Origin of the sequence: Mesorhizobium sp. B1-1-1, assembly GCF_006442955.1 — a bacterium.
Taxonomy (GTDB): Bacteria; Pseudomonadota; Alphaproteobacteria; order Rhizobiales; family Rhizobiaceae; genus Mesorhizobium.
Genome location: NZ_VFWW01000004.1, coordinates 449,278 through 461,497, shown reverse-complemented (window position 1 = coordinate 461,497; position 12,220 = coordinate 449,278). Strand labels below are relative to the sequence as shown.

Genomic DNA, 12,220 nt, shown 5'->3' with positions numbered 1-12,220 from the left:
GCGGATGTGAGATGACGAGGCCTAGCGTTGGGCCGACGACATGGGCAGAACAAAGACCGAAAACATCCCAGCGGATGTTTATATCCAGTTTGTGCGGTCGTTGTTCGACAACGCCCACATGCTGGTGATCGGTGGCGTGTGCTACTGGATCCTCGGACTAATGATCTACTTGCGCACGAACAATCCGTTGTTCCTGGCTTTCTCTTTTGTTCTGCTGTCCATCTGCCTTTACCGCTATTTCGGCATTCGCGCCTTCCGGAAGGCAGGCGGTGTAATAGCCGACGTCCAGGAGGCGCATCGGTGGGAGCGCAACTACATCCTCAAGGGCAGCGTGCAGGGCCTCACATTGGGCGCGCTGTGCTTCATATCGATCTATGTCTATCCCGATCCCTTTGCCGAACTGGCCGCGACGTCGCTGGCCATCGCAACCTTGGTGACGGTTGTTGGCCGGAACTACGGCTCTCCCATTATGGTGCGGGTTTTTTCCGTGACCTTCATTGGTCCGGCAGCACTTGCGCTTTTGCTGCGCATGGATGTGCCTTCGGTCATTCTCGGGCTGATGATCATCCCGTTGACTTTCGTCACGATCAACAGCGCCGACCACGTCCGCGATGTGCTTTTCTCGGCCGTCATCGGCCACAAGGAAGCGAGGAAGCTCGCGCTCAGATTCGATCGCGCGCTCAATACCATGTCGCATGGCCTCGTCATGCTTGGCCCGGACGGTCGGGTGGCGGTCGCCAATGCCGAGGCCGCGCATCTGATGTCGCTCAAATCGGCCGATGCTCTGCTTGGGCGGTCAATCCATGGTCTGTTGATGCGCGGCGTCGTGGGCGGCATGCTGGCCCCAAAGGACTGCCGCTACATCGAAGCCCAGCTGACGCGTGCATTGCGCGAGGGCCGCGACCGTAAGGTCCTGGTTTCGCTCGCCAATGGCCAGCACTACGAATTCTCCGCCCGCGAAGGCAGCCAGGAACTCGGGGTCATCACCTTCGAGGACGTGACGGCGCGCGTCGAGGCGGAAGACAAGATCCGCTTCATGGCGCGCTATGACAATCTCACCGGCCTGCCCAATCGCGCCTATTTCCACGAACTGATCGGCGAGGCGATGGCGTCAGGCGACCGTGACCGCCTCTGCGGCCTTGCCGTGCTCGACCTCGACGATTTCAAGAGCGTCAACGACACGCTCGGGCATCCGATCGGCGATGGATTGATCTACGCGGTGGCCGAGCGTCTTGCCGCCATTGCGGGACAAGGCATCACCGTCAGCCGCTTCGGCGGCGACGAATTCATGGTTTTCTTCGACCGCATAGAGGATGAGAGCCATCTGACCCTTCAGATCGACGAGATCTTTGCAGCGTTGCAAGGGGAGGTGGACGTCGCCGGCCACGGGCTGCGCATCCAGGCCAGCGGCGGCGCCGTGCTGTCGCGGGTCAGGGATACCGACGTCGACGCCATGATCGTCAAGGCGGACCTGGCGCTCTATAAGGCCAAGGAGCTCGGCAAGAACGGCTGGCGGCTGTTCGAGGCCGCCATGGACGCTGCGTTCCGCAACCGCCAGCTGATGAAGGCGGATCTGCGCAGCGCGGTGGAAGGCAAGGCCCTGCGCGTCGTCTACCAGCCGATCGTGGCGATGAGCACGATGCGCATCGCCAGCTGCGAGGCGCTGTGCCGATGGGACCATCCCGACCTCGGGCCGATTTCGCCCGGCATCTTCATTCCGCTGGCGGAGGAAATGGGCATCATTTCCGAGATTAGCACCTTCGTGCTGCAGGCAGCCTGCACCGAATGCGCCAAATGGCCGGACCACACCAGCGTCTCGGTCAATCTCTCCGCCAAGGATTTCCGCAACCGGGACGTCATCCAGAAGGTTCGCGACGCTCTGGTCAGCTCCGGCCTTGCCGCCGGCCGGCTGGAGATCGAGGTCACCGAAACTGCGCTGCTCGATGACAAGTCGCTGACACGTCAATATATCGAGGAACTGAAGCAGATCGGTGTGCGCATCGCACTTGACGATTTCGGTACCGGCTATTCGAGCCTGAGCTATCTGCATAAGCTGCCGCTCGACAAGATCAAGATCGATCGCTCCTTCCTGATGGACGTCACCCAGAGCAAGCGTTCGCTGGAGCTGCTGAAGGGCATTGTCAATCTGTCGCGGCCGCTTGGACTTTCGGTGACTGTCGAAGGCGTCGAGACCTTTGAGCAGCTCAAGATCCTTGCCTTGCAAGTGAAACCGGATCTCGTGCAGGGCTTCCTGTTCGGTGCCGCGCTCAGTGCGTCGGGTATCGAGACGATGTCGAATGTCACCTGGCCATTTGCCGCTGACCTGCGTCGCACCGGTAAACGGACGGTCCGTTAGCGCCGTAATTTTCGACTTCGCTCGATTGGATTCCCCGCGCGTTGCGAATCGCACGACGCTCTTTGATGTCGAACTCGTTCAGTGTCGGGATACGGTTCCGCCGCGATTTTGCCTTTGCGCAATGCAGCTGAAAGGGTCCTCCTCAGAGTATGCAGATGTATTCGGAGGCATGATCCACGTCCTCTCAGCGGCAATCGCTCGGACGATTGCTCAGTAAGATATTCTCGGGCGACTCCCGGCCATTAAGGTTAACGGAATGTAAATCAACAAGATCTAAATTTCGGCTTGTGTCTCATTTCAACTCGAATAGCCTATCCTAGGTCGAATTCGAGGACAGACGATGGATGCTGCAACAGCTACAAGGAATGCGTCTGGCGGGGTAAGCACAGCCGGGGATTCGGTGCTGAATCGATCGATGATGCAACTGCTTGAGCATGTCGATTATCGCCTCATTACCGGGGGCGAGGATTTGGAAGCGATTTACCGGCTTCGCTATAAGTCCTATCTGCGCTCCGGTATGTGCGGCCCGCTCGCCAGCGGCATGTTCGAGGATCGCTGGGACAATCTACCCAATTCCTACCGATTCGGTGTCTATTGCTACGGCGAATTGGTGAGCACAATCCGCTTCCATTACATTTCCATCGAGCACCCGAATTCGCCCTCCGTTGATGCCTATCCGGAAATACTGATCGAGCGGCTTGCCCGCGGAGAAACCTTCATCGACGGAACCCGCTTCGCAACCGATCCTGACGCCGCGCCGGCACCCGGAGTGCTGCCGTTTCTGACACTCAGGCTTGCCATGGTGGCCTCGCTCTATTTTGGCCAGAACTCTGTGCTGACGCCGGTCAAGGTCGAGCATTCCAATTTTTATTCTCGTTACTTCAATGCCGTGCAGAGGACCGAGGCTAAGGAGTTTCCGGGCGTTCTTACCCGGATCGCCCTGTTCGAAATCCCCGCCGGCGAAAATATGCGCCTGACGCTCGAACGTTTCCCATTCTTCAGGTCGACGCCCATGGAACAGCGGTTGATGTTCGCCAATCCGGCCATCAATCGGCTGACGCCCTTGTCTATCGTGCCGACGGCGAAATATTATCGTGAGGCCGCCTGAGGCCCCTGATTTTGCAAAGCTCCGGAGCTTTCCGGCCAGATCCGCGTTTTGATGACGGCGGCGCGTTGACGCTCCGCGTCTTCATTTCGACGTATCTGCCAAAAGGACCCCGACATGCATATTTCCCAGCTCGCGCTCACGCCGCTTATCTCGCTGATCGCCGGGGTGCTGATCCTAGTCATGCCACGGCTGCTGAACTACATCGTCGCGCTCTACCTGATCATAGCCGGCCTGCTTGGATTGTTTCCGCACCTCGCCGGCTAAAGACAGCGCGGTTGACGCGCCAGCCGGCTTCGTCCGGGATTGCGCGAAAACAAGCAGCCGGAGCGGTTCGGCGATTCTGCCGAACGCAGGGGCGCTTTGCTTCAAATTTCCCTTGAGGCAGTTGTCGGCTGCGATGCGGCAATAGCGCCATTGCTCTCGGCGCGGCTTTTCGCTATGTGCCTGAAAGATGTCTTCGAAGGGGTATTCCTATGGCTGAGCACACGCCGACCGGTCCTGTCGAACTGGGCGCGAAGATGGACTATGCCGAGCACGACCGCACCTATGCGGGCTTCCTCATGCTGGCCAAATACGGATCACTCTTCTGCGGCGCCATACTTCTGGCGATGGCTTTCGGTTTCTTCGCGGGCGGCTTCTTCTCGGCGACTATCCTGTTCGTCCTGATCATGGCCGTCGGCGCCTTCATTCTGCGATAGTCTTTCCAAAACCCCATTGCCTTTGACGTCGCCGGATGCCCCGGCCGACATTTTGCGCAAACAGGTTCCAGCCGAAAGGATCATGCGGTGGGACAGACGGTTTTCATCCCTCGTGAGCTCGATGCGAACGAGCCGCGCGTCGCGGCTTCGCCCGATACGGTGAAACGGCTGGCCGGCCTGGGTCTTGAAGTGGTTGTGGAGGCCGGTGCCGGCACGCGATCGCGCATTCCCGATGAGGAGTTCGCCAAGGCGGGCGCTTCGATCGGCGAGGCCGGCGATGTTGCCAAGGCCGACGTGGTGCTGAAGGTGCGCCGGCCGACTGATGCGGAGCTGAAAAGCTACAAGTCAGGCGCTGCGGTCATCGCTATCATGGATCCCTATGGCAATGACGCCGCCGTCGCGGCACTGGCCAAGGCCGGGGTGACGGCCTTTGCGATGGAATTCATGCCGCGCATCACGCGCGCCCAGTCGATGGACGTCTTGTCCTCGCAGGCTAACCTTGCCGGCTACCAGGCGGTGATCGACGGCGCTGCCGAATACGATCGCGCGCTGCCGATGATGATGACGGCGGCCGGCACTGTTCCTGCCGCCAAGGTGTTCATCATGGGCGTCGGCGTCGCCGGCCTGCAGGCGATCGCCACCGCGCGCCGGCTCGGCGCGGTCGTCACCGCCACCGACGTTCGCCCCGCCGCCAAGGAACAGGTCGCCTCGCTTGGCGCAAAGTTCCTCGCCGTCGAGGACGAGGAGTTCAAGGCGGCCGAGACCGCCGGCGGCTACGCCAAGGAGATGTCCAGGGAATACCAGGCCAAGCAGGCGGCGCTGACCGCCGAGCACATCGCCAAGCAGGACATCGTCATCACCACGGCGCTGATCCCCGGCCGCCCGGCGCCGAGGCTGGTGTCGGCTGACATGGTCGCCTCGATGAAGCCCGGTTCGGTGATCGTCGATCTTGCTGTGGAGCGCGGCGGCAATGTCGAGGGCGCTGTGCCTGGCAAGGTCGTGACGACGGCCAACGGCGTCAAGATCGTCGGCCATCTCAACGTGCCGGGCCGCGTCGCGGCCTCCGCTTCGCTGCTCTACGCCAGGAACCTTTTTGCTTTCCTCGAGACCCTGGTCGACAAGGCGACGAAGACGCTTGCCATCAACCGCGACGACGACCTGGTCAAGGCGACCATGCTGACCGACGGCGGCAAGATCGTCCATCCGGCCTTCGCCAAGGCCGACCAGCAGCCGCCAAAGGGCCAATATATCGAGCCCCCCGCGATACCGGCCAGCACAATGGTCGCTGATGCTTCGGCGCCCAAGAAAGCCGCGCCCAGGAAAGCCGCGCCCAAGCAAGCCGCCGCATCCAAGCCCTCGCTGCCAAAGTCGCCCTCGCCAAAGTCGCCCTCGCCCAAGCCGAAAGGGACCGCGTGATGGACCAGACCTTGCAGAAAGCCCTCGACCAGCTCGACCAGGCAAGTGCCGCCGTCCGGCTGGCGGTGCAGAACCTGGCAAATGCTCCCGGAGGCGCTGAGGCGGCGGGCGACGCCGCGCACGCGCTGTCGGGCGGCGCCATCGATCCCTTCGTCTTCCGCCTGGCCATCTTCGTGCTGGCGATCTTCGTCGGCTATTACGTCGTCTGGTCGGTGACGCCTGCGCTGCACACGCCGCTGATGGCCGTCACCAACGCCATCTCCTCGGTCATCGTCGTCGGCGCGCTGCTTGCCGTCGGCATTGCCGCCTCGGGCGTCGCCGCGGGCTTCGGCTTCGTCGCGCTGATGCTGGTGTCGGTCAACATCTTCGGCGGCTTCCTCGTCACCCAGCGCATGCTGGCAATGTACAAGAAGAAGGACAAGTGACGTGACCGTCAATCTCGCCTCCTTCCTCTATCTGGTCTCCGGCATTCTGTTCATCCTGGCGCTGCGCGGCCTGTCGCACCCGACCACCAGCCGGCAAGGCAATCTCTACGGCATGATCGGCATGGGCATCGCCATCGCCACCACGCTGGCGCTGGCCACGCCATCGGCCGGACGCTTCGGCCTGATCGTGCTCGGCCTTGCCATTGGCGGCGGCGTCGGCGCCGTCACGGCCAGGCGCATCGCCATGACCTCGATGCCGCAACTGGTCGCCGCCTTCCACTCGCTCGTCGGCCTTGCCGCCGTCATGGTGGCGGCCGCCGCCATCTATGCGCCGGAAAGCTTCGGCATCGGCACGGCGGGCGACATCCACGCCCAGGCGCTGGTCGAAATGAGCCTGGGTGTGGCCATCGGCGCCATCACCTTCACCGGCTCGGTCATCGCCTTCCTGAAGCTTGACGGGCGCATGTCCGGCAAGCCGATCATGATCGGCGGCCGCCATTTCATCAACATCGCGCTTGGCATCGCCTTGGTCGTGCTGATCGTGCTTTTGGTCACCACCGAATCGAAGCTCGTCTTCTGGCTCATCGTTGCCGCATCGCTGGTGCTGGGCGTGCTGCTCATCATCCCCATCGGCGGCGCCGACATGCCGGTGGTGGTGTCGATGCTCAACTCCTATTCGGGTTGGGCGGCCGCGGCTCTGGGCTTCACGCTCGGCAATCTGGCGCTGATCATCACCGGCGCCCTGGTCGGCTCGTCGGGCGCCATCCTGTCCTACATCATGTGCAAGGGCATGAACCGCTCCTTCATCTCCGTCATCCTCGGCGGCTTCGGTGGTGAGACCGCAGCCGCGGGCGCTGATGATGGGATCGAGCGCACGGTCAAGCAGGGCTCGGCCGACGACGCCGCCTATCTGATGATGAACGCGCAGAAGGTCATCATCGTGCCTGGCTACGGCATGGCCGTCGCCCAGGCCCAGCACGCACTGCGCGAGATGGCCGACAAGCTCAAGGCCAATGGCGTCGACGTCAAATACGCCATCCACCCCGTGGCCGGCCGCATGCCGGGCCACATGAACGTGCTCTTGGCCGAAGCCAACGTGCCTTACGACGAAGTGTTCGAGCTCGAGGACATCAATTCCGAATTCGCGCAGGCCGACGTCGCCTATGTCATCGGCGCCAACGACGTCACCAACCCGTCGGCGCGGGACGACAAGTCCTCACCTATTTACGGCATGCCGATCCTCGACGTCGACAAGGCGCGCACCTGCCTGTTCGTCAAGCGCTCGCTCGGCTCCGGCTATGCCGGCATCGACAACACGCTGTTCTACAAGGACGGCACCATGATGCTGCTCGGCGACGCCAAGAAGATGACCGAGGAAATCGTCAAGGCCATGGATCACTGACCCGGTCAGATCGTCCGCATGAAGAAGCCCGGCTCTCCGGGCTTCTTCAGTTTTGGACTTGGGACGATGTTCAACGGCTGGTCAGGAACACGGCCTCCTCGTCGTCGCGCTGCCTGCCGCCGAGGGCGGCCGCGGCGCTGGCGATGAAGGCGCCGATGACCAGCGACAGGGCGCCGAGAAGCGCAAATGTGGCGCTCGCCTTCCTGGCGGTATCGGCCGCCTGCTGGGCCTTGGCCTTGGCGTCCTGCGCCTTTGCCAGCAGCGTATCGACACGCGTCTTGGCGTCTGCTTCCGACAGGCCGGTGCGTGCCGCGACCAGCTGCGACAGGTATGTCTTGTCCTCGGGCGAAACCTCGCCAGCCGCAGCGCTGGCGACCAGGATGCGCGATGCCTGCGCCGCCGCCGCCGCGTCGTTTTGCGGATTGGCTGCCGCCAGTCTCGCCGCGTCCGCCGGCCTGAACAACGAGTCCACCAGATAGGATATGGCATTGTCCGTCGATGCCCCGCCTGCATTGGCCGATGCACCGGCCGAAGCGCCCTGGGCGGCGCCGGCGGCCACGCTGGATACAGCCTGGACGCCGGAACCCACAGCCGCCGACAGCGCCGAGCCGAGCACGCCGAGGACCAGCAGCGTCGCCAGCGCCCATGCCAGGAAGCCATGAGCCGTATCCCGGAAATAAACCTCGTCGGTATGCACGCCCACCCATTTGGTGCGCAGCCGGCCGGCAAGATAGCCACCGAGGCCGGATGACAGCCATTGCACGACGATCAGCCAGACCGCGGTCGAAACCGCGAAGCTGGTGATAGAGGCGCTTGAGCCCGACCATGGCGAGACCATGCTCAACCCCAGGCCGGAGCCGAGCAGCATCAGGATGAAGGTCAATGTCGAGGCGGCGAAGGCACCGGCGATGATCGGACCCCAGCTGATAGCGGTGGCGGACGATTCCACCGCGCCGGGATCATCCGTGATCGACAGGGTGGACTGCATGACAGCCCCCTATCGCGCGAAAAGCATGATGAGAAGGATGATCGGGATTGGAACCCCGAGTAACCAGAGCAAGATGCCGCGTCCCATGGGAGCCTCCTTCGCCAGGAATTGTGATCGATACTGTCACAATGCTGGAAAGAAGCTTCCGTTCCGGCGGTTCGAATGAATCTCGCAAGGGAAACACTGGCGCGACCGACGCGCGCCAATGGTCCCGGGATGACTCCGGATTAAATGTCCAGATTGGCCACCGACAGCGCGTTGTCCTGGATGAACTCGCGCCGCGGCTCGACCTCGTCGCCCATCAGCCGCGAGAACAGGCTGTCGGCGTCGGTGGCGTCGTTTACCTTGACCTGCAGCAGCGAACGCACGTTCGGATCGAGCGTGGTTTCCCAAAGCTGCTCGGCGTTCATCTCGCCCAGGCCCTTGTAGCGCTGCATGGTCAGGCCCTTGCGGCCGGTCGCGAACACCGCGTTGAGCAGTGCCAACGGTCCCGAGATGGGTTCCGAAACATCCTTGCGGCGCAGCACGGGCGGCGCTCCATAGACGTCGCTGAGCCGCTGCGCGTAGCGGTCGAGCTGTCGCGCATCGGCTGAATTGATCAGCGCCATATCGAGATGGGCGTATTCCTTGACGCTGCGCACCGTGCGTTCGAAGACATAGCCGCCGATACCCTCATTCGAAGTCGACATCCGGCCGGTCCAGCCGCGCTCGGTGTCCTCGGCAATGATGTCGAGACGTTGCGCGATCCGCTCCGCCATCGCATTGGCGCGGCCAAGATCGGCGACGACGTCGGCATTGAGCCCGCCGGCGATCGCCGCCTGCTCCACGACGCCTCTGTTGTAGCGCGTGTGCAGGCCGTTGATCAGCTGGCGCACCGCGAGCGCATCGTCGATCGCCGCCCGCAGGTCCTGTCCGGCGCGAACCTCGCCGGAGCCGAGCGTGAGCGAGGCTTCTTCCAGTCCCGAGCCGATCAGGAATTCCTCGAACGCGCTTTCGTTCTTGATGTATTGCGAGCTCTTGCCGCGCGTCACCTTATAAAGCGGCGGCTGGGCGATATAGAGATGGCCGCGTTCGATCAATTCCGGCATTTGCCGGAAGAAGAAGGTGAGCAGCAACGTCCTGATATGCGCGCCGTCGACATCGGCGTCGGTCATCAGGATGATCTTGTGGTAGCGCAGCTTGTCGGCGTTGAATTCGTCCTTGCCGATCGAGGTGCCGAGCGCGGTGATCAGCGTGCCGATCATGTCGGAACTGAGCATGCGGTCGAAGCGGGCGCGCTCGACATTGAGGATCTTGCCGCGCAGCGGCAGGATGGCCTGGTTCTGGCGCGAGCGGCCGCCCTTGGCGGAGCCACCGGCCGAGTCGCCCTCGACGATGAAGATCTCGGACTTCGCCGGATCGCGTTCCTGACAGTCGGCAAGCTTGCCGGGCAGCGAGGTGACGCCCAGCGAGGTCTTGCGGGTGATGTCGCGCGCCTTGCGCGCGGCCTCGCGCGCCGCCGCGGCCTGGATCACCTTCTCGACCACGACCTTGCCTTCGCTCGGATGTTCTTCGAGCCAGGTGCCGAGCGCCTCGTTGACCAGCCCTTCGACCACGGGCCGGACTTCCGAGGAGACCAGCTTGTCCTTGGTCTGCGAGGAGAATTTCGGGTCGGGAACCTTGACCGACAGCACTGCCGTCAGCCCCTCGCGGCAATCGTCGCCGATCAGCGAGACCTTTTCCTTCTTGGTCAGGCCCGAGGAATCGCCATATCCGGTGATCTGACGCGTCAGGGCGCCGCGAAAACCGGCGAGATGGGTGCCGCCGTCGCGCTGCGGGATGTTGTTGGTGAAGGCCAGCACATTCTCGTGGTAGCTGTCGTTCCACCACATGGCCACTTCGACGGTGATGCCGTCGCGCTCGGCCCTGATGGCGATCGGTTTGTCGATCAGCGGTTTCTTGACCCGGTCGAGATATTTGACGAATTCCTCCAGGCCGCCATCATAGTGCAGCTCATGCCGCACGACGTCGGCGTGGCGGGCGTCGGTCAGCACGATGCGCACGCCCGAATTCAGGAACGCAAGCTCGCGCAGCCGATGCTCCAGCGTGCCGAAATCGAATTCGACCATCGTGAAGGTCTCGGACGACGGAAAGAAGGTGATCTCGCTGCCGCTGCGGCCTTCATAGGTGCCGGGCTGCTTGTCCTGTTCATAGCTGCCTGTGACGCTCAGCGGCGCGTCGGCATTGCCGTGTGTGAAGCTCATCTCGAAAATCTTGCCATTGCGGCGGATCTTGAGCTTCAGCCAGGCCGACAGGGCGTTGACCACAGAGACGCCGACGCCGTGCAGGCCGCCGGACACTTTGTAGGAGTTCTGGTCGAATTTGCCGCCGGCATGCAGCTGCGTCATGATCACTTCGGCTGCCGAAATGCCTTCGCTGGGATGGATATCGGTGGGAATGCCGCGCCCATTGTCGATGACGGTGACCGAACCGTCGGGATTGAGCGTCACCGTGACGAGATCGGCATGACCGGCCAGTGCCTCGTCGATGGCGTTGTCGACGACCTCATAGACCATGTGATGCAGGCCCGAACCGTCATCGGTGTCGCCGATATACATGCCGGGCCGTTTGCGGACGGCATCCAAGCCCTTCAAAACCTTGATGGAATCTGCGCCGTATTCGGCTTCGGCGCCGTTGGCGTTCTCAGTCTGGTCGCTCATGAAAACCTGTTGTCTAGAGGCGGCTGGTGGAGCGCGAAAAACCGCCCCCGAATCGCGCTTTCAATATTGCCTAGATATAGGCGTTAAAGGTGGTTTTTCCAAGGTTTGCAGGCATTTCCGGGCGGAAAAGCGCACCGTCGGCCAGCTATTGGCGAGAGGCTTTGACCTTAGCCAGCCGGTCGCGCAGGAATTTTGATCGTGAACTTCTATCTTGGCGCCGGCTGCCGCGATGGCGGCCATCAAAAGCATCAGCAGCAAAGCGCATGGCAAACGCAGGCCGAACCGCCCACGGTTCGGTCGTTTGCCGACATTCCGCCTGTCTACGGCGCGGGCGAGCCGGCTTGCATCAGCCGGCGCGCATCGGCTTCAGCGCCTCGCTCCAGCGCAGCAACTCCTCCAGCATGGTTCTTGCCCCGCCCTGCACCTGCTCGCTCGCTTCGAAGGAGCCGTCGGTCCCCAGCAGCTTCTGGTACAGCGGCAGCGCGATGCCTTCCGGAACCGGCATGACGCCGACGGAGGTCAGCAGCGGCTTGAGCGCCTGTGCCGCGCGCAGGCCACCGGAAACGCCGCCATAGCTGAAGATGGCGGCGGGCTTGTATTTCCATTCGCGCGAGAGATAGTCGATCGCGTTCACGATGGCCGGTGCGACGAAGTAATTATATTCCGGTGCCACGAAGACGAAAGCGTCGGCGGCATCGACGGCCTTCGACCAGGCCTTGGTATGATCGTTCAGGTAGTTGCCGAGCCTGGGATGGTGCGGCTCGTCCAGCACCGGCAGATCGAAGGCGGCGATGTCGGTCAGCACCGGTTCGAACTTGCCGTGCTCGCGCGCGAACCGCTCCAGCCAGTGAGCGAAAACCGGCCCGGCCCGGCCCGGCCGGGTGCTGCCGATGATGATGTTCAACTGGTGCTTCAAGGCGGGCTCCTTCGATTGACGGTATCTGTTGGTGACCGTGACCTACGGCAGAGCGCCGTCATGGACAAGACCGCGCCGTTTGGCGAGCGGTCACAATCAGATGATGGGAGCATCGCTCCGTCCCGTCGGGGCACGGGCTTTTATCGTCAGGCCACATGGACGCGCCGTGCGTCAGTCACTACATCGAACGGAGGCAAGGACTAGCGCGACGC

General features: G+C 62.6%; 10 protein-coding genes. 7 read left to right on the top strand and 3 right to left on the bottom strand.

Going from position 1 to position 12,220, the window contains the following annotated elements; genetic code table 11:
* The first annotated feature begins 40 nt into the window (after positions 1–40).
* The 7 genes from FJ986_RS10460 (at position 41) to FJ986_RS10430 (ending at position 7,405) form a co-directional block, all read left to right on the top strand.
* Positions 41–2,356, top strand: coding sequence for an EAL domain-containing protein (locus FJ986_RS10460; RefSeq protein WP_140672528.1), 2,316 nt, complete (start codon positions 41–43; stop codon positions 2,354–2,356).
* A gap of 340 nt (positions 2,357–2,696) precedes the next feature.
* Positions 2,697–3,464: a hypothetical protein gene (locus tag FJ986_RS10455; protein ID WP_140501119.1), complete on the top strand. Its 768-nt coding sequence runs from the start codon at positions 2,697–2,699 to the stop codon at positions 3,462–3,464.
* A 114-nt stretch (positions 3,465–3,578) separates the two neighbouring features.
* A complete protein-coding gene (locus FJ986_RS10450; protein WP_140501117.1) occupies positions 3,579–3,728 on the top strand; it encodes a DUF3096 domain-containing protein in 150 nt (49 codons plus the stop codon).
* A 209-nt stretch (positions 3,729–3,937) separates the two neighbouring features.
* Positions 3,938–4,162 carry an aa3-type cytochrome c oxidase subunit IV gene (locus FJ986_RS10445; protein WP_140501115.1) on the top strand — a complete coding sequence of 75 codons (225 nt, stop codon included), beginning with the start codon at positions 3,938–3,940 and terminating at the stop codon, positions 4,160–4,162.
* A gap of 87 nt (positions 4,163–4,249) precedes the next feature.
* Positions 4,250–5,578 (top strand): Re/Si-specific NAD(P)(+) transhydrogenase subunit alpha, encoded by a 1,329-nt coding sequence (locus FJ986_RS10440; RefSeq protein ID WP_140580589.1) that lies wholly within the window; start codon positions 4,250–4,252, stop codon positions 5,576–5,578.
* A complete protein-coding gene (locus tag FJ986_RS10435) occupies positions 5,578–6,003 on the top strand; it encodes an NAD(P) transhydrogenase subunit alpha (protein ID WP_140512858.1) in 426 nt (141 codons plus the stop codon). Before FJ986_RS10440 ends, FJ986_RS10435 begins: the two co-directional genes overlap by 1 nt.
* 1 nt (position 6,004) lies before the next feature.
* Entirely contained in the window at positions 6,005–7,405 is a 1,401-nt protein-coding gene (locus FJ986_RS10430; protein WP_140512860.1) for an NAD(P)(+) transhydrogenase (Re/Si-specific) subunit beta, read from the top strand.
* 70 nt (positions 7,406–7,475) lie between these two features.
* Here the strand turns inward: FJ986_RS10430 and FJ986_RS10425 are convergent, their stop codons facing one another.
* The 3 genes from FJ986_RS10425 to FJ986_RS10415 all read right to left on the bottom strand — a co-directional run bounded on the left by FJ986_RS10425 (position 7,476) and on the right by FJ986_RS10415 (position 12,008).
* A complete protein-coding gene (locus tag FJ986_RS10425; RefSeq protein ID WP_140670747.1) occupies positions 7,476–8,393 on the bottom strand; it encodes a hypothetical protein in 918 nt (305 codons plus the stop codon).
* 227 nt (positions 8,394–8,620) lie between these two features.
* Positions 8,621–11,092: a DNA topoisomerase (ATP-hydrolyzing) subunit B gene (gyrB, locus tag FJ986_RS10420; protein WP_140512864.1), complete on the bottom strand. Its 2,472-nt coding sequence runs from the start codon at positions 11,090–11,092 to the stop codon at positions 8,621–8,623.
* Between the two features lie 346 nt (positions 11,093–11,438).
* Entirely contained in the window at positions 11,439–12,008 is a 570-nt protein-coding gene (locus tag FJ986_RS10415) for an NADPH-dependent FMN reductase (protein WP_140497272.1), read from the bottom strand.
* Positions 12,009–12,220: the final 212 nt, after the last annotated feature.

Coding starts and splice junctions, on each gene's coding strand:
- FJ986_RS10460 (WP_140672528.1), top strand. CDS start 41: ATGGGCAGAACAAAGACCGAAAACATCCCAGCGGATGTTTATATCCAG.
- FJ986_RS10455 (WP_140501119.1), top strand. CDS start 2,697: ATGGATGCTGCAACAGCTACAAGGAATGCGTCTGGCGGGGTAAGCACA.
- FJ986_RS10450 (WP_140501117.1), top strand. CDS start 3,579: ATGCATATTTCCCAGCTCGCGCTCACGCCGCTTATCTCGCTGATCGCC.
- FJ986_RS10445 (WP_140501115.1), top strand. CDS start 3,938: ATGGCTGAGCACACGCCGACCGGTCCTGTCGAACTGGGCGCGAAGATG.
- FJ986_RS10435 (WP_140512858.1), top strand. CDS start 5,578: ATGGACCAGACCTTGCAGAAAGCCCTCGACCAGCTCGACCAGGCAAGT.
- FJ986_RS10425 (WP_140670747.1), bottom strand. CDS start 8,393: ATGCAGTCCACCCTGTCGATCACGGATGATCCCGGCGCGGTGGAATCG.
- gyrB (WP_140512864.1), bottom strand. CDS start 11,092: ATGAGCGACCAGACTGAGAACGCCAACGGCGCCGAAGCCGAATACGGC.